The sequence below is a fragment of the Methylobacterium terrae genome, assembly GCF_003173755.1.
Taxonomy (GTDB): domain Bacteria; phylum Pseudomonadota; class Alphaproteobacteria; order Rhizobiales; family Beijerinckiaceae; genus Methylobacterium; species Methylobacterium terrae.
Window position 1 is genome coordinate 1323296 of record NZ_CP029553.1, and the last position, 16941, is coordinate 1340236.

Below are 16941 nucleotides of genomic sequence, written 5' to 3' on the forward strand. Positions count from 1 at the left end.
TCACTGCGCCTCCGCCCGCGGCGCGGCGAGCACCCGGTAGAACCCGTCGGACGCGTCGCGCCGCTCGTCCACCGCCCGGCGCAGGGCGCCGACGATGCGGGCGGCGACCGGCAGCCGGTAGTGCAGGGCGTCCCAGTAATTGGTGTCGTCCCGCGTCACGGCGGACGGGATGCGGAAATCGACCAGCACGGCGCCGCGCCGGCGGGCGATCTCGGCGGTCCTCGCCTTGCAGACGGCCTCGCGCGCCGCCCCCGCGCTGCCGGGCCGCGGTTGCGCCGCCACGTTGACCGGCATGAAGGCGACGAGCTTGAGGGCGTCCGCCGGCGCGAGGCCGAGGAGGTCGTCGAGCCAGGCGAGCGCCGGCGTGGCGGGATCCCCCTCCGGGCCTTCGTTGGGCGCGGGCGCGTCGCCGTGGATGTGAGCCGCGGCGCGGACGGCGTCGTACTGCGATTCCGGCGGGGTGAAGACCTCGTAGCCGTCGCCGCGGATCCGCGCCGGCATCCGCCCGAGACGGTGCAGCAGCGCCCGCCCGGCGATCTCGGCGCTCTGCTGGTTCCACTGGTGGAAGACGGCGCTCCAGGCCGGGGGCTCGCGGTAGAGCCAGGGCGGGAAGGCCCGGAAGGTCAGGCGCTTCGTCTCCGCCTCCACCTCGCACCAGGGCGCGTCGAGACCGAACAGCACCGCCCTCGCGGGCTCGCGGCCCAGGAACAGCCGGGCGAGCTGCGTCTGCTCCCAGGGCGTGGCGGCGTTCATGGCGAGGTTGGCGAAGTGCCCGCCGAAGGCCCGGTCGAGCCCCTGCGGATCGAGGAGACGGGCGGTCGAGGTGCCGAACACCGCCGAATCGTAGGCCCCGCCGCGCACCACCTGCGGGTACATGAAGCGCTGGTTGAGATCCATGATCGGCCCCGGCGCCCGCCCCGGGGCGGCCCGTAGGCCGTAAGGGTCGAGGACGGCCACGAAGGCGAGCACGCCGAGCCCGAGGAGGCCGGCCGCGCCGACGAGGAGGCCTGCGAACCGCCTCCAGGACTCGGCCGGATCGGGGGAGAGTGTGGGTTCGGCGGGCATCGCGGCGCGGCTTTTGTGGGCGGCCGTGGTCTCCCGGTTGACCCGGCCGCGTCAACCCCCTATGTCCGCCTCTGCTCCGAACAGGACCAGGGCCGGCCCGCCAGCGCCGCGCCGTCATCCATGGGGCACGGGCGCGTAGCTCAGCTGGTAGAGCAACGGACTTTTAATCTGTAGGTCCTGGGTTCGAGTCCCAGCGCGCTCACCACTCTACTGCATCACAGCGGCGACTTGGGCGAATTCGGTCCTGCGGCCATCCAGCCTCGGTGTCCAAGATGGCCGGACCTGTTTCCGAATATCCCTTCCCGGACCCAGCGTCGAAGTCGGTTTCTCGTCGGCCGGCGCGATGGCACCGATACCCCCGCCCGCCGTCCTCGCCCGGTCCCGCGGCCTCGCCAGCCTGCCGCCGGGCGTCGTCCCTTGCCGCGGTCTGCGCTCCGACGCGTGGCGCGAGACGCACGGGCGGCTCTGCGACTTCATTGACCGGTGAGGCGTCCGGGCGCACGAGACGGGATGGAACACGCCGGCGCCGTTCGAGGCGCACACGCAAATCGGCACCTGTCACACCAACCATCACGGCGCCGCGGTCCTTCTCAACCGACGGGGATCTGCCATAATGACGTAGACGATCGGCTCCGGAGCCATGGCGTTCCCCAACGAAAAATCGGGCGTGCTGCGGGGCGTGCGGAATGGGTTTTCGACGCTAGGGTGAGCAAGCGATCCACCCCGGAAGGTTTGGCCGTTTGCTCCATTTCCAGCCTCGGATTTGTGTTCGGATACCGCCGCTGGTGAAAGGCGAGATGCCTCGCAGCGATCAGGAGGGTTACGTGTCAGATTTCGAACTGCCAGATGATTATGTAACGCGAAAAGAAGAAATTTATTTTGACGATGTACCGCAAGCGCACAGTGATATCATCTATCAGCCCGAAGTATATGATTTTGCCGAGTTCCTCTTAAAGTCGACCAAAAGATCTAAAATCATCGATATCGGTTGCGGGAGTGGGCGCAAACTTTGCAGCGTTCAAGCAGAAAAGCGCATAGGCATCGATTTTGGCCCCAACATCGCCGCATGCAAAGATTTACACGGCAACCAGGCGGAATGGCACGACGCCGACTTCACAGACGCCTCTTGTATCTCGCTGTCCGAGATGGCGGATTATGATTCAGTTGTCGTGTGTGCCGATGTTGTGGAGCATATCATCGATCCTGGCGTTCTGATTGCCCTATTGAAGGCCTGCTTCGAGCGTGGCGCAATCGTCGTTACGAGCACCCCCGACCGCATCAGGGTTCGGGGCGATGATCATCGCGGCCCGCCACCGAATCCAAGTCATATCAGAGAGTGGTCACTCGATGAGTACAAGCGCCTGCTCATCAAGCAAGGGCTCGTCCCGCTATTCGCCGGCTACACGATAAGCGACAACATCAACCGTCAGAATAAAACTATCATTACGATTCACGATATTCGATTGCAGACAATCGAGAGGGCTTCCCCCGCGCAGCGTCCTCTTGCAATTATCGCGGCCTATAATGAGGCCGATGTTATTGAAGAAGTGATTGCCGATTTCGTTTCTCACGGGTGCGATGTCCGCCTCATAGACAATTGGTCATCGGATGGAACCTGGGAGGCGATGCTACGCGTCCAGGGTCGCTTCCCGGGTGCGATCACCGCCGAGCGGTACCCTGCCGAGGGCCCAGAAGCCACGTGCGAGTGGCAGGCGATCCTTCGACGAAAAGCCGAGATTGCCGCGGAATTCCCGGGACGCTGGATCATCCACTCGGATGCAGACGAACTTCGACGCTGTCCTTTCGAAGGACGAACGCTTGCAGAAGGACTTTCGATTGCAGAGGATCTTGGATGTACGCGCGTAGATTTCAACGTTGTTAATTATCTGCCGACTGACGAGCGGGAGTATGAGTCTGGAACGCTTGAAAAACATTTCAATTTTTATGAATATGAAACACGATCCGGGCATTTTCCTCAGAAGAACGCGTGGCTACAGGGTCAAAAGGCGGTCGACCTGGCCTCGACTGGGGGACATACCGCCGTTTTCCCCGGCGCCATAGATTTTTGCTACAGATTTTTAGTGAAGCATTACCCGATTCGATCCGAAAATCATGGTCGTCGCAAGATACTAACTGAACGTCAAGGAAGATGGTCGCTCAGAGAGCGGCAAGAGTTGGGATGGCATACACATCATGACAAATATGATGCCGATTCGCGTTTCACATTTGACCGATCGGCGCTCCTCAGTCATGAGGAATTTTGGGCCGACAACTTTCTTCTGCTAGTCTCCGATCTTGTCGAGCGCAGGGTCAAGGCAGGTCACAAGCCGTAACAGTGAGCGTCACAATCGGTCGTCGTCGGCGCGCTGGGTTGCGCCTGAGGCGATAACGACCGCCGGTTGGAGAGACCGGCTGGCGTAGGCACGAGAACGAGAAAGCCCCGCTCGGCGTTCGCCGGCGGGGCTGAAGGCGGATTCTCGCAGATCCAGCGAAATCTCCGGCCAAGGGGTCGGCGGCGCAGCGGGGCTCGGTCCGGTCATCACCGGGCACTGGTCGTCGATGCGACTGGGAGCGTCGGCGCGATGCACATCGACGTCTCTCGCGTCTTCGTTGACGCTGCTCGCCGCCTATGCAAGGAGCCGTTGCCCAGATTTCCTGGAGGGGCAATGTCGGGGAATGATGCGCTCATGAAGGCCTTGGCTGATGTGAGCGAACGGAGAGCGGCGCTCGAGGTCGAGTACGAGCGCATCGGGGCGGAGCTGGCCAAGCTCCGGCTCGCCGAGAACGCGCTCCGGGCGATCATCGAGGATACGCCGATCGAGGAGCTCGGCCTGTCGCTGCCGTCCTCGGGTGCGGCCTCCGGCCCGGACCGGGGCGAGCCGCGGGCGAGCGGGCGGCGCGGCCCGCGGGGGCCGCGGGCGAACTCGACCAAGGGGCGGCTGAAGGCGCTGATCGACGGGGCGGGGCCGCAGGGCCTGTCGCAGCCACAGATCCTGCGCGCCCTGCCGGATGCGGCGCCGGCGACCATCAACGCCTATCTCAGCGCCATGGTCACCGCCGGCGAGGCGCTGCAGGCTGGCAACTTCTACACCAAGGTCCGGACCCGGGACGACGAGGTCGAGTCCCCGAACGAGGCCGACGACGAGATTGACGACGAGAACGCCTTCGACGGCGAGGCCGACGAGAACGGACCGCCCGGCAAGGCCTGATCCGGCACGCCGCGTGCGCTCGCGCACCGGCCGGCGAGGAAGAAGCGCGCACATCCTGGCCACGCCCGGCCGGTTTCTCGTCGCGTCCCACCCGGGCGCGACGACTTGCCGGCCGAGGGCGGTGGCGGCCGGGGCCCGATCGGCCTAGGTGATCCGCCACCCTGTGAGTGCCTCTCACGCAATGCCCCGTCACGGCCCGCCGTCGGCCCGGGCGTGGCGCGGGCGACGCCCAAGCCCCAGGACGCCCGGGATCGGATGACACCCATCATCGCCATCGACAACCTGTCGAAGACCTACGCCTCGGGTCACGCCGCGCTCAAGCGCGTCGACCTCGACGTTCGCCAGGGCGAGATCTTCGCCCTGCTCGGGCCGAACGGCGCGGGCAAGACGACCCTCATCAGCATCATCTGCGGCATCGTCACGCCGAGCACCGGCACGGTGACGGTCGGCGGCCACGACATCCTGGCGGCGCCGCGCGGCGCGCGGCGGCTGATCGGCCTCGTGCCGCAGGAGCTCACGGCGGACGCCTTCGAGACCGTGTGGGCGACGGTGAGCTTCAGCCGCGGGCTGTTCGGCCTCAAGCCCGACCCCGCCCACGTCGAACAGGTGCTCCGCGACCTGTCGCTGTGGGAGAAGCGCGACGCCAAGATCATGACCCTGTCGGGGGGCATGAAGCGCCGGGTGCTGATCGCCAAGGCGCTGGCGCACGAGCCGCGCATCCTCTTCCTCGACGAGCCCACCGCCGGCGTCGACGTGGCGCTCCGCCAGGACATGTGGCGCATGGTGCGCCGCCTGCGCGAGCAGGGCGTCACGGTGATCCTCACCACCCACTACATCGAGGAGGCCGAGGAGATGGCCGACCGGGTCGGGGTGATCGCCAAGGGCGAGATCGTTCTCGTCGAGGAGAAGGCCGAGCTGATGCGCAAGCTCGGCCGCAAGGAGCTGACGCTCCAGCTCCACGAGCCGCTTCCCGCCCTGCCGCCCGCGCTCGCCGGCCACGCCCTCGCCCTCTCGGCGGACGGCACGGCGCTGACCTACACCTACGACACCAAGGCGGAGCGCACCGGCATCACCGGAATCCTCACCGAGCTTGCCGCCGCCGGCATCCGCTTCCGCGATCTCCAGACCCGGCAGAGCTCGCTCGAGGACATCTTCGTCGATCTCGTGAGGGACCGCGCATGAACTGGCCCGCCGTCCGCGCCATCTACGGCTTCGAGATGCACCGCGCCTTCCGTACGCTGCTCCAGAGCATCGTCGCGCCGGTGATCTCGACCTCGCTCTACTTCGTGGTGTTCGGCGCCGCGATCGGCGGCCGGATCACCTCGGTCGACGGCGTGCCCTACGGCGCCTTCATCGTGCCGGGGCTGATCATGCTGACGCTGCTCACCCAGAGCATCGCCAACGCCTCCTTCGGCATCTACTTCCCGCGCTTCTCCGGCACGATCTACGAGATCCTCTCGGCGCCGATCTCGGCGGTGGAGATCGTCGCCGGCTATGTCGGGGCGGCGGCGACCAAGTCGATCATGCTCGGGCTGATCATCCTGGCGACCTCGTCGCTGTTCGTGCCGCTGCGCATCGAGCACCCGTTCGTGATGGTGCTGTTCCTGGTGCTGACCGCCGTCACCTTCAGCCTGTTCGGCTTCGTGATCGGCCTGTGGGCGGACGGGTTCGAGAAGCTGCAGCTGGTGCCGCTCCTCATCGTCACCCCGCTGACCTTCTTAGGCGGCAGCTTCTACTCGATCGACATGCTGCCGCCCCTGTGGCGGGCGGTCAGCCTCGCCAACCCGGTGGTCTACCTGATCAGCGGCTTCCGCTGGAGCTTCTACGGCCATTCCGACGTCAACCCGGCGGTGAGCCTCGGCATGGCGTTCGTGTTCCTGATCGCCTGCCTGGCGGCGGTGGCGTGGATCTTCCGCACCGGGTACCGTCTCAAGAGCTGAGCGGGCGCGCGGACCAATCCCGAATACCCCCTCTGCCCTGGCCGCGGGGCTCGCCCGACGATTCGGGCGGGCGCCCGGTCGATCGTCCGTGCAAGATCTCGCACCGGATCAGCGTCCGATCGCCTCGCGATCGGACGCTGATCCCGGGTCTTTGATTGTGCCGCATCGTCCGACGAACCGGTATCCGCCTCGTCGGGCGATGCTCTGGGGCGACGTCGTCGGAACGGGTCTCGATGAGATCCGCCGGGAAGCGGCGCGCCGTGAGGAGTGCCCATCGTGACCGATCCCGTCGACCTGCCCGCCCACGCTCTCGCCCGCGCCATCGCGACCCGCGCGCTCTCGCCGGTCGAGGCCGTGGAGGCGCATCTCGCCCGCATCGCCCGGCTCGACCCGACGCTGCGGGCCTTCGTCGAGGTCTATGCCGACGACGCCCGTCTCGCCGCGGAGGGCGCCGACCGGATGATCCGCGCCGGGCACGCCGTCGGCCCGCTGCACGGCGTGCCGGTGGCGCTCAAGGACCTGATCGACCTCGAGGGCCGGGTCACCACCGGCGGCTCGGCGCATTTCCGCGAACGGCGCGCCACCGAGACCGCCACCATCGCCCGGCGGATGCTGGCGCAGGGCATGATCGTGCTGGGCAAGACCCACACGGTCGAGTTCGCCTATGGCGGCTGGGGCACCAACCAGCACATGGGCACGCCGCTGAACCCCTGGGACCTCGCGACGCCGCGCACGCCCGGCGGCTCCTCGAGCGGCTCGGGCGTCGCGGTGGCGGCCCGGATGGCGCCCTGGGCGATCGGCACCGATACCGGCGGCTCGGTGCGGCTGCCGGCCTCGTTCTGCGGGCTCACCGGCCTCAAGGTCACGGTCGGCCGCGTCAGCACCGCCGGCATCGTCCCCTTGAGCACCACCCTCGACACGCCGGGGCCGATGGCGCGCAACGTCGAGGACGTGGCGCTCCTCTACACGATCCTGTCGGGGGCCGACCCGCGCGATCCCAACACGCGGGGCATCACGCCGGAGGATCCGATGCCGGTGCTGCACCGCGGGGTGCGGGGCCTTCGCCTCGCCCGGATGCCGGCGTCGGAGCGGGAGGGCGTCTCGTCCGAGATGCTCGCCGCCTACGACGCCTCGCTCGATCAGCTCGCCCGGCTCGGCGCCGAGATCGTCGCGGTCGACCTGCCGTTCCGCTTCGTCGACCTCGTCACCGCCTCGGCGATCGTGACGGCGGAATGCTACTTCCACAACGGCGCCCTGTCCGAGGACCGGGCCCTGCCGCTCGACGAGGACGTCCGCTTGCGCACGCTCGCCGGCGCCGGGGTGAGCGCGCAGGACTACCTGCGCACCCGCCGGATGCAGCAGGAGATGAAGGCGGCCTACGCCCGGGCGATGGACGGGATCGACGCGATCCTGACCCCGACCACCGAGACGGCGGCGATCCCCCTCGAGGCGGTCGACCAGGGCGTGCTGCCCTCGCGCTTCACCCGCTTCGGCAACCTGCTCGAGCTCTGCGCCCTGGCGCTGCCGAACGGGTTCACGGCCGACGGGCTGCCGCTCTCGCTCCAGATCGTCTGCCGCGGCTACGACGAGGCGACGGCGCTCCGCATCGGGCAGGCGTATCAGGGGGCGACCGAGTGGCACCTGCGGGCGCCCTCACTCTGAACGCCGCTCGACATTCGGCGCCGATCGAACGCGCTGCCTGCTGATATCCACCCCGACATCCCGGGGCTCGCCGGAGGCGAGAACCCGGGATCCACGACCGCTGGCGTTGCCTGACGAAGTCGAACGCTCGTCGCTTCGTCCTGGACCGTCGGCGATTATGGATCCGGAGTTCCGCTGCGCGGACCCAGGATGACGATGGAGGATCGATGCTCCATCTCCGCGAACCTCACGGGTGATCCAGAAGCATTGCGCCCCCGGACGGGATCCGTCCGGGGGCGCAAACTCTTCGTCGGAAGCCGAAGGCCGCTCAGCCCCGGCGCAGGGCCGCCGCGTCCGGAAGCGGCTGGCGCTTGGCCCGGGCGACCGCCTGGAGCGGATCGGGCCGGGGGGTCACGGCGTCGAGGATGTCGCGGCCGAGCGCCTCGGCGAGGCAGGCATAGCCCTGGTCGCCCATGTGGAACCGGTCCGGCGACAGCATGCCGGCGAGCAGGGCCGGATCCTGCCGGTTCCAGCCCTTCATCAGGGCGTAGCGCGAGAAGACCGGCACCTCGGCGCTCGTCGCCACCGAAGCGACGAGGCCGACGAAGCGCTCGTAGCGGGCGTGGTCGGGGATCGCCGGGTAGTATTGCTGGTCGAGGATGATCAGGTCGCTGCCGGCGGCGCGCACCAGGGCCACGCCCTGCTCGAGCCGGCGCCGGAAGGCGGCCTCGTCGCCGCCGGTGATCGCGTCGTTGGTGCCGACCTGCCAGATCACCAGCTCGGGCTTCACCGGCTGCTTCAGGGCCTCGGCGAGGCGCGCCAGCGTCTGGTCCGCGGTCTCGCCGCCGATGCCCGCATTGGTGACGCCGATCGGGGTGCCGCGCCAGGCCACCCGCAGGGCCTGCTCCAGCAGGTGGGGATAGGTCCGGTCCGGCGCGGTGGCGCCGATGCCCTCGGTCGAGGACGAGCCGATGGCGAGCACCCGCACCGGCTCGCGCCGCGCCACGTGGGCCTCGGTCAGGCCGAGGCTCATCCGCTCCGCCGCCGGCGGCAGCGGGGCCGGGCACGCCGCCGCCGGGAGCGCCGCGACGAGGTGACCGGCGACGACGGCCGCCGACAGGCAGGCCAGCCGGCCCAAGCGAAACCGGAAGGTCATGGCGTTTCCCGAGAGGGGCAGGAGGACGGAGCGATTCGTTCCGCATCTGTCGGGTAACATGCGCGTTACCGGCGATCCAGCCGAAAATGAAGCTGAGCCAAGACGAGCCCCAGGGCTCTGCTCAGGTAGTCAGCGAAACCGGAGACGATCGCGGAAAACTGCTCAGGTTCGGCTCACCGGCGATTAAGCTTGAGCACGGGTTGCCGGTGCGGTCACGCCGCCTCGGCGCCGAGCTTCTCCTTGCGCGAGGCGTTGGCCTTCTGCAGCGTCCGGACGGGATCGCCGAAATGACGCTCCAGCTCGGCCACGGCCGGATCGACCGCGCCGCGCTCGATCAGGTCGACGAGGAGCTGGTGCTCGTCGATGAGCGCCGCGTTCTCGCGGTAGCCGCCCATCAGCATCTGCAGGCACAGCCGGGTCTCGGCCTGGAGCGTGGCGAAGCTGCGGGTCAGCCGCTCGCTGCCGGCCTCGTCGACGATGCGGCGGTGGAACTGCATGTCGAGGTCGGCGACCTGCGCCCAGTCCTTGCGCCGCACCGCGGCCTTCATCTGGCGCACGATGCCCGCGAGGTCGCGCACCACGCCGCCGCGCTCGGGGACCTCGAGGATGCGGCGCATCGCGACGAGTTCGAGGGAGCGGCGCACGAAGTAGATGTCGATCAGGTCGGAGGGGGCGAGCTCGGGCACGAACACGCCGCGATGCGGCTCGCTGCGCAGCAGGCCCTCCTGGATCAGGCGCTGCAACGCCTCGCGCACCGGCCCGCGGCTGACCCCGAAGGTCGAGGCCAGCTCCATCTCGTTGAGCTGCGAGCCGAGCGGGTAGGTGCCGTCGAGGATCGAGGCGCGGATCTGCTCGGCGATCTGGCCGGACAGGGTGGTGCGGGGCAGGCGCCTGGCCGCCGGGGCGGGCTTCGCGTTCGTGTCGTTCCGGCTCGCCATGTCGCTCAGGTCCCGCTCATGGGTCGGACACCAGTCCTAGTGCAGGACGTCCTGCAGACGATAATACGCGCCGACGAAGGGAAGGAACCAGGGCGGGCCGAAATGCCCGGGGATGGCCTTCCAGTCCCAGCCCGCGAAGGGATTGCGCTCGCTGCGCCCCTCCAGCACGTCGGCCATCACCTGCCCCATATGGGTCGCCATCTGGGTGCCGTGGCCGCTATAGCCCATCGAGTAGTACAGCCCGTCGCGGATGCCGGCCCGCGGCAGGCGGTCGGCGGTCATGTCGACGACGCCGCCCCAGCAATAGTCGATCCGCGCGCGGGCGAGTTCCGGAAACACCTCGTCGAGGGCGCGGCGCAGCACGCGGCCGCTCTTCTCGTCCGAGAGCGGGTTCGACACCGCGAACCGGGCCCGGCCGCCGAACAGGAGCCGGTCGTCGGGCGTGACCCGGAAATAGCAGCCGACATTCTTCGAGTTGGTCGCCATGCGGCGGGTCGGCATCAGCCGGTCGAGCACGGCGTGCGGCAGCGGCTCGGTGACGATCACGAACGAGCCGACCGGCACGATGCGGCGGCGGAACCAGCCGAGCGGCCCGACCATCGAGGCGCCGGTCGCCATCAGCACCTGGTCGGCGGTCAGCGTGCCGCGGGCGGTGGCGACCTCGTGGGCGGTGCCCTCGAGCCGGCGCAGGCCGGTGACCGGCGCGTTCTCGAACACCGCGGCGCCGTGGCCGGCGGCCGCCCGGGCGAGCCCGCGGGCGAACTTGCCGACATGCAGGCCGCCGCTCTTGGCGTAGACGAGGCCGCCGTGGAACGCGTCCGATCCGACCTCGCGCCGGATCTCGGCGGCGTTGACGAGCCGGGTGTCCGGATCGGCCCGGCGCGAGACCGCCTCGTGGGTGCGCTGGAGCTTGTCGTAGTGCTCGGGCTTCGCCGCCAGCTTGATCTTGCCGGTGCGGCGGAAGTCGCAGTCGATGGCCTCCTCGCGGACCAGCCGCTCGACGCTGTCCACCGCCGCGTCGTAGGCGTGATAGAGCGCCGCCGCCCGCTCCTCGCCGAACCGGCCGACGATGGCGCGATAATCCGAGGCGAAGCCGTTGTTGCACTGGCCGCCGTTGCGGCCGGACGCGGCGCTGCCGACGGTCGCGGCCTCCAGCACCGCCACCTTCGCGCCGCGCTTCGACAGGGCCAGGGCCGCCGACAGGCCGGTGAAGCCGCCCCCCACCACCGCGACGTCGAACCGCCCCTCCGCCGGGCCGGGGCTGCCGGCCGTGAAGGGCGGCGCGGTCTCGAGCCAGTAGGATGCGAGCTTCATCGGTGACGACCCGTGACGGATGGCGGGGCCCGAGGGACGGCCCCGTGGCGATGCGCCATCATCGTTCTTATCGTAGGATTGTCAACAATGATGCGATCGCGAACGGCACGGTGTCGTCTCTCCCCGTGGCCGGCAGGGCTGTCCGGGGAAAGGGCGACCTTCGACGTCACGGCCGATATATTCGATCTCGAACGAGCCGGCCCGCCGCCCTCACCCCTCCTCCGGGATCTCCATGTCGAGGAGCGCGGCGCTCAACCCCTTGCCGTGGGCGTCGAGCGCCAGCGACCGGGTCACGCCGCCGCCGAGGGCGTCGGTCAGCACGAAGTTGAGGGCGCCGAGGCGGGGGAGGGCGTAGCGGGTCACCGTGCCGGCGCAGATCCCGGCGAAGTGGGCCTGCACCCGCTCGGGCGTCACGTGGCGCTCGAGGCGCGGGTAATCGGCCGGATCGTGGGCGATCAGCGAGATGTTGGCGGTGTTGCCCTTGTCACCGGTGCGGGAATGGGCGAGCGCGCGCAGCTTCATCGTCGTCTCCCTCACGCCTCGAACATCCGCACGCTCGGCCGGGCGAGGGCTGACGGCACCAGCACCGAGAGCACGCCGACGACCTCGCGGGCCGACTTCCAGGCCCCGCCGCCGCCGGCCGGGCCGTTGGTGTAGAGCGTCTCGACCTCGTTGCCGATCCGCGCCGCCTCGCCGAGGCTGTCGCAGCGCCCGGCGACCCGGATGCGGACCTCGTAGGGCTCCGCCTCACCGGCGAGGCCGGGGCCGTGCAGCGCGTCGACGCCGATCAGGTCGAAGCGCAATTCGCTCGCCCGCACGCCGGTGAGGTCCAGGCGCTCGCGCACGATGTCGAGAGCGAGCCGCCCCCGCGCCGCGGCGCCGGGCCCCGCGTAGGAGATCTGGCCCTCGCCGATGTAGGAATCGATCAGCCCGACCGAGACCTTGAGGAGCCCGGTCGCGGGCAGGCCGCGCCCGCCTGTCACCCGCACCCGGTCCGGGCCGAGGGCCTCTATGGTCACGTGGGAGAAGTCCGCCACCACGTCGGGCTGGAGGTAGCGGGCGGGGTCGTGCACCTCGTAGAGCAGCTGCTCCTTGCAGGTGGCGAGCGTCACCTCTCCTCCCGATCCCGGCACCTTGGTGATCTCGATCCCGCCGTCCTCGTCCACGATGCCGATCGGAAAGCCGAGGCGGGCGAGGCCCGCCACGTCCTTCACCCCCGGATCGGCGAAGTAGCCGCCAGTGACCTGGCCGGCGCATTCGAGGAGGTGGCCGGCGAGCGTGCCGCGGCCGAGCCGGTCCCAGTCGTCCATCCGCCAGCCGAAGGCGTGGATGAGGGGTGCGAGGAACAGCGCCGGATCGCCGACCCGGCCGGTGATGACGACGTCGGCGCCCCGGGCCAGCGCCTCGGCGATGGGACCGGCGCCGAGATAGGCGTTGGCCGAGATCACCCGGTTGCCGAGGTCGCGCACCCGGCCCCCGGTCTCGAGGATCCCGTAGTCGCCGGCCCCGAGCACCTCCAGCACGTCGTCGCCGGTCACCGCCGCCACCTTGAGGCCGGCGAGCCCGAGGTCGCGGGCGATCGCCCGGGTCCGCTCCGCGGCGGCGAGCGGGTTCGCCGCGCCCATGTTGGTGACGATGCGGGTGCCGTTCCTCCGGCACGGCGCCAGCACCGCCCGCATTCGGGCCTCCAGCAGCGGGTCGTAGCCCGCGGCCGGGTCGCGCAGGCGGGCCTGCTGGGCGAGCGCGATGGTGCGCTCGGCCAGGCACTCGAAGACGAGGTAGTCGAGGGCGCCGTGCTCGGCGAGCTCGAGGGCGGGCTCGATCCGGTCGCCGGCATAGCCGGCCCCGGCGCCCAGTCGGACGGACGTCATGTGTCTTCTCCTCACGTCAGAGCGGGAAGACCCCGAAGGCGACGGCCGCGAAGGTCATCACCACGGAAGCCGCGAGCAGGAACGGGAAGGTGAACTTCTGGTGGTCGGCGAGGTCGATGCCGCACAGGCCGCAGACCAGGAAGGTCGCCGGCGTCAGCGGGCTCACCGGGAACCCGGTCGTCATCTGGCCGAGCAGGGCGCCCTGCGCCACCTGGAGCGGCGGCACGCCGAGCTGGTGGGCGACCTCGGCCACCACCGGCAGCACGCCGAAGTAGAACGAATCCGGGTCGAACAGCATGCTGAGCGGCATCGAGACGAGGCCGAGGGCGAAGGGGATGTGCGGGGCAAGTCCCGGCGGCACGAAGGCCACCGCCCCTTGCGCCATCGCCTTCAGCATGCCGGTGCCCTGCATGATACCGGTGAACACGCCCGCCGCGAGCAGGATCGACGCCATCAGGATCGCCGCCTTGGCGTGGGCGTCGATGCGCTGGCGCTGCGCGTCGACGCTCGGGTAGTTGATGATCAGGGCCAGAGCCGTGCCGAGCATGAACATCAGTGCCGGCGGGATCTTTTCGGCCATCAGCACCATCGTGCCGAGCACCGCGACGGTCAGCACCAGGTTCGGCCAGAACCGGTCCGGGCGGCGCAACGCCCGCTCCGCGTCGCTCAAGGAGCGCGCCCCGGCGACGATCGCCTCGCCGCCACCGGCGCCCGCGCGCTTCAGCCGGCGCTCCTCGCGCAGGCCCAGCCAGTACGAGACCGCGAAGATGAAGGCGAGGCCCACCGCCTGCACCGGGACGAGCGGCGTGAAGATGTCGGGGATCGGCAGTTTCAGCGCCGCGGAGGCCCGGATCATCGGCCCGGTCCAGGGCAGGAAGTTGACGCCCGCCGCGAGCGAGGCCGCGCAGGCGAGGATGCGCCGGTCGATGCCGACCCGGTCGTAGAGCGGCAGCATCGCGGGAATCGTGATCAGGAAGGTCACCGCGCCCGAGCCGTCGAGGTGGATCAGGAGCGCGAGCAAGGTCGTGCCGGGCACGATCCGGCTCGGCCGCGTGCCGACGGTGGCGAGGATCCGGTCGATGATCGGGTCGAGGAGGCCGGCATCGCTGACGATCCCGAAGAACAGGATCGCGAACACGAACATGCCGACGACCGGCGCCAGGCTCTGGATGCCGGAGAGCACGAACTTGCCGGTGTCGAGCCCGAAGCCGCCGACGAGGGCGGCGGCGACCGGGATTACGATCAGCGCCACGAGCGGCGACAGGCGCTTCGTCAGAATGCAGGCGAGCAGCAGCGCGATGGTGCACAGGCCGAGCAGGGCCAGCATCGCTTCCTCCCAGGGTTTCCGGCGCTCGGGATCGTGGCGCCGTTGATGACCGGGAAATCACAACCCAGGGTCGGCGATCCGGCAATTGAAAAGATCCGATCGACGCCATAGCGTTTCGTTATGGATCTCAACCTGCGCCACGTCCGCGCCTTCGTGTCGGTCGCCCACCTGCGCAGCTTCACCCGGGCCGCGGCGCTGCTGAACCTGTCGCAGCCGGCGCTGACCGTGCAGATCCGCCGCCTGGAGGAGGCGCTGGCGGTGCGGCTCCTCGACCGCAACAGCCGCAGCGTCGAGCCGACCCGGGTCGGGCGCGAGTTGCTGCCGGTGTTCCAGCGCGTGCTGCGCGAGCTCGACAGCGTCGTGGTCGATACCCGCGACCTCGCGGCGCGCCGGCACGGAACCGTGCGGATCGCGGCCCTGCCCTCGGTGGCGGCGGGCCTCCTGCCGGACGCGATCGCGGGTTTCCGGGCGGCGCATCCGCGGATGAGCTTCGTCGTCAAGGACGTCATCGCCGAGCGGGTGCTGGCGCTGGTGCGGCGCGAGGAGGTCGATCTCGGCGTCACCGGCGGCCTCGTGCGCGATCCCGACATCGCGGTGCTGGCGCGCGCCGCGGACGCACTGCACGTCGTGTACCCGGCGGGCCACCCGATCGGGGCCGTCGCGACGGTGACCCTGGAGGCGCTGGCCGAGCACCCGCTGGTGCTGATGGATGCCGAGACCAGCGTGCGCGCGGTCGTCGACGCCGCCTTCGTGGCCGCCGGCCGGCTGCCGGTGACCGCCTGCGAGGCGACCTACATGATGACGGCCGTCGGGATGGTGCGGGCCGGGCTCGGCCTCACCATCCTGCCCGGCTCCGCCCGCGAGATCCGGGCCGAGCCGGACTTGCGCTCGCGCCCGATCGCCGAGGCGAGCTTTTCCCGCCCGGTCTGCCTGATCGCCAAGGCCGCCGCCGCACGCTGCCGGCGGCAGCCGAGGATTTCCTGGGGGAGCTGGTGCCGGCGCTGGAGGCGGAGTTTTCGGTGGAGGGATGAAGGGCGACCTTCCCCTGCGCTTTTAAAAAACCTCCGCGTCCTCCCGGGCTCCGCTGACGCAGCCCCGGGAGGACGCGGAGGACGGCAGAACAGGGGTCTGAACACCAGGACCCGCGTTTGCCCTTGGCCCGGGCCGTCAGCCCATCACGCCGCCCGCCCGTGCAGCGACACCCGAAAGAGCTCCCGGAACTCCTCGGCCCCGACCGGCCGGCCGTTGGTCGCCGTCGAGTGATCCTCGACCGCCCGCGGCACCAGCGCCTCGCACTCGGCCTGCGTCACTCCCATCGCCGCGAGGTCGGCCGGCAGGCCGAGGTCGCGGTTGAGCGCCTCGATCGCCGCGGCGAGGTCGGCCCCCTCGGGAAGGCCCATCGCCTGGCGCAGCGCGGCGTACTTCGCCTCGCAGGCCGGGGCGTTGAAGCGCAGGAGGTGGGGCAGGATCACCGCGTTGAGGGTGCCGTGGTGCAGGCGCTTCGCCTTCAGGCCGCCCAGCGCGTGCGACATCGAGTGGACGGCGCCCAGGCCCTTCTGGAAGGTCATGCCGCCCTCGAGGGCGGCCATCATCATGTCCTCGCGGGCCTCGAGGTCGCTGCCGTCGCGGAACGCGCGGGCGAGGGAGCGGGTGGCGCGGGCGAGCCCGTCGAGGGCGATCGCCTCGGCCGGCGGGTTGTGGCGCGGGCTGAGATAGGTCTCGATGCAGTGGGTCACCGCGTCCATGCCGGTGGCGGCGGTGAGGCCGGGGGGCAGGCCGAGCGTGAGCTCGGGGTCGCAGATCGCCACGTTGGGGATCAGGTGGGGCGAGATGAAGCCGAGCTTGCGCCCGTCGGCGAGCGTGATGAGGGCGGCGCGGCCGACCTCGCTGCCGGTACCGGCGGTGGTCGGCACCGCGATCACCGGGGGCTGGTCGGCGCGGATGCGCGGGATGCCGCCGAGGATCGCCGCGTAGGTCGCGAGCGGCTCGTCGTGGGTGGCCAGCAGCGCCACGCCCTTGGCGAGGTCGAGGGGCGAGCCGCCGCCGACCGCGATCACCGAATCGCAACCTTCCGCCCGGAAGCGGTCGCGGGCCTCGATCGTCGCCTCCTCGGTCGGGTTCTCGGGGGTGCCGTCGAAGACCGGGGTGTCCGCGGCCAGGCCGGCCGCGCCGAGGACGCGGGCGATCAGGCCGGCCGCCACGACGCCGCGATCGGTGACGATCAGGGGCCGCCGGGCGCCGAGGAGCGCCAGCTCCTCGCCGATCAGCCGGACGGCGCCGCGCTCGAACTGGATCCGGGTGAGATAGGTGATGAGGCTCATGGGACGCTGCCTGGTGTGCGCTACCTGGTATGACGGAGCCCGGCCGCGGCGCGCGGAGGCACCGGGAGCGCCGCAGCGCCCGTCCCGCTCCTCCCGCACGCCTCTTTCCGGGCATGCGGCAGCCTAGCACGGGCGGCCGGGATCAGCATTGCAGGCGCG

The 16941-nt window shown here is 70.1% G+C and carries 14 protein-coding genes and 1 tRNA gene; 7 read left to right on the top strand and 8 right to left on the bottom strand.

Annotation, left to right across the window (positions count from 1 at the left end; translation table 11 throughout):
- Positions 1-1065, bottom strand: a complete 1065-nt coding sequence (locus DK419_RS05940; protein WP_109958273.1) for a hypothetical protein — start codon at positions 1063-1065, stop codon at positions 1-3.
- Between the two features lie 129 nt (positions 1066-1194).
- Between DK419_RS05940 and DK419_RS05945 the strand changes: the two genes are divergently transcribed.
- From DK419_RS05945 to DK419_RS05970, 6 genes are all read left to right on the top strand, one after another.
- A tRNA-Lys gene (locus DK419_RS05945) sits at positions 1195-1270 on the top strand.
- A gap of 580 nt (positions 1271-1850) precedes the next feature.
- A complete protein-coding gene (locus DK419_RS05950) occupies positions 1851-3398 on the top strand; it encodes a methyltransferase domain-containing protein (RefSeq protein ID WP_109958274.1) in 1548 nt (515 codons plus the stop codon).
- Between the two features lie 372 nt (positions 3399-3770).
- A complete protein-coding gene (locus DK419_RS05955) occupies positions 3771-4274 on the top strand; it encodes a hypothetical protein (RefSeq protein WP_245442842.1) in 504 nt (167 codons plus the stop codon).
- A 255-nt stretch (positions 4275-4529) separates the two neighbouring features.
- The gene (locus tag DK419_RS05960; RefSeq protein ID WP_109958276.1) at positions 4530-5456 is read left to right on the top strand and encodes an ABC transporter ATP-binding protein; all 927 of its coding nucleotides are present in this window, start codon (positions 4530-4532) and stop codon (positions 5454-5456) included.
- A complete protein-coding gene (locus tag DK419_RS05965) occupies positions 5453-6214 on the top strand; it encodes an ABC transporter permease (RefSeq protein WP_109958277.1) in 762 nt (253 codons plus the stop codon). The genes DK419_RS05960 and DK419_RS05965 overlap by 4 nt, the downstream gene beginning before the upstream one ends.
- Before the next feature lie 276 nt (positions 6215-6490).
- Positions 6491-7876, top strand: a complete 1386-nt coding sequence (locus tag DK419_RS05970; RefSeq protein ID WP_245442843.1) for an amidase — start codon at positions 6491-6493, stop codon at positions 7874-7876.
- A gap of 307 nt (positions 7877-8183) precedes the next feature.
- Here DK419_RS05970 and DK419_RS05975 read toward each other — a convergent pair whose 3' ends face one another.
- The 6 genes from DK419_RS05975 to DK419_RS06000 all read right to left on the bottom strand — a co-directional run bounded on the left by DK419_RS05975 (position 8184) and on the right by DK419_RS06000 (position 14461).
- Complete coding sequence (locus DK419_RS05975) at positions 8184-9011, bottom strand: SGNH/GDSL hydrolase family protein (RefSeq protein ID WP_162561157.1); 828 nt, start codon at positions 9009-9011, stop codon at positions 8184-8186.
- Positions 9012-9223: 212 nt separating this feature from the next.
- Positions 9224-9949, bottom strand: coding sequence for a GntR family transcriptional regulator (locus tag DK419_RS05980; protein WP_109958280.1), 726 nt, complete (start codon positions 9947-9949; stop codon positions 9224-9226).
- Positions 9950-9985: 36 nt separating this feature from the next.
- Positions 9986-11263 carry an NAD(P)/FAD-dependent oxidoreductase gene (locus DK419_RS05985; protein WP_109958281.1) on the bottom strand — a complete coding sequence of 426 codons (1278 nt, stop codon included), beginning with the start codon at positions 11261-11263 and terminating at the stop codon, positions 9986-9988.
- Positions 11264-11473: 210 nt separating this feature from the next.
- The gene (locus DK419_RS05990; protein ID WP_109958282.1) at positions 11474-11785 is read right to left on the bottom strand and encodes an AtuA-related protein; all 312 of its coding nucleotides are present in this window, start codon (positions 11783-11785) and stop codon (positions 11474-11476) included.
- An 11-nt stretch (positions 11786-11796) separates the two neighbouring features.
- Positions 11797-13134, bottom strand: a complete 1338-nt coding sequence (locus DK419_RS05995) for an acyclic terpene utilization AtuA family protein (RefSeq protein WP_109958283.1) — start codon at positions 13132-13134, stop codon at positions 11797-11799.
- A gap of 16 nt (positions 13135-13150) precedes the next feature.
- Positions 13151-14461: a CitMHS family transporter gene (locus tag DK419_RS06000; protein WP_109958284.1), complete on the bottom strand. Its 1311-nt coding sequence runs from the start codon at positions 14459-14461 to the stop codon at positions 13151-13153.
- Positions 14462-14581: 120 nt separating this feature from the next.
- Between DK419_RS06000 and DK419_RS06005 the strand changes: the two genes are divergently transcribed.
- Positions 14582-15724, top strand: a complete 1143-nt coding sequence (locus tag DK419_RS06005; protein ID WP_245442844.1) for a LysR family transcriptional regulator — start codon at positions 14582-14584, stop codon at positions 15722-15724.
- Here DK419_RS06005 and DK419_RS06010 read toward each other — a convergent pair.
- Complete coding sequence (locus tag DK419_RS06010; protein ID WP_109958285.1) at positions 15637-16782, bottom strand: iron-containing alcohol dehydrogenase; 1146 nt, start codon at positions 16780-16782, stop codon at positions 15637-15639. The two genes, DK419_RS06005 and DK419_RS06010, sit on opposite strands and share 88 nt — an antisense overlap.
- Between the last annotated feature and the right edge of the window lie 159 nt (positions 16783-16941).

Coding starts and splice junctions, on each gene's coding strand:
- DK419_RS05940 (WP_109958273.1), bottom strand. CDS start 1,065: ATGCCCGCCGAACCCACACTCTCCCCCGATCCGGCCGAGTCCTGGAGG.
- DK419_RS05960 (WP_109958276.1), top strand. CDS start 4,530: ATGACACCCATCATCGCCATCGACAACCTGTCGAAGACCTACGCCTCG.
- DK419_RS05965 (WP_109958277.1), top strand. CDS start 5,453: ATGAACTGGCCCGCCGTCCGCGCCATCTACGGCTTCGAGATGCACCGC.
- DK419_RS05975 (WP_162561157.1), bottom strand. CDS start 9,011: ATGACCTTCCGGTTTCGCTTGGGCCGGCTGGCCTGCCTGTCGGCGGCC.
- DK419_RS05980 (WP_109958280.1), bottom strand. CDS start 9,949: ATGGCGAGCCGGAACGACACGAACGCGAAGCCCGCCCCGGCGGCCAGG.
- DK419_RS05985 (WP_109958281.1), bottom strand. CDS start 11,263: ATGAAGCTCGCATCCTACTGGCTCGAGACCGCGCCGCCCTTCACGGCC.
- DK419_RS05990 (WP_109958282.1), bottom strand. CDS start 11,785: ATGAAGCTGCGCGCGCTCGCCCATTCCCGCACCGGTGACAAGGGCAAC.
- DK419_RS05995 (WP_109958283.1), bottom strand. CDS start 13,134: ATGACGTCCGTCCGACTGGGCGCCGGGGCCGGCTATGCCGGCGACCGG.
- DK419_RS06000 (WP_109958284.1), bottom strand. CDS start 14,461: ATGCTGGCCCTGCTCGGCCTGTGCACCATCGCGCTGCTGCTCGCCTGC.
- DK419_RS06005 (WP_245442844.1), top strand. CDS start 14,582: ATGGATCTCAACCTGCGCCACGTCCGCGCCTTCGTGTCGGTCGCCCAC.
- DK419_RS06010 (WP_109958285.1), bottom strand. CDS start 16,782: ATGAGCCTCATCACCTATCTCACCCGGATCCAGTTCGAGCGCGGCGCC.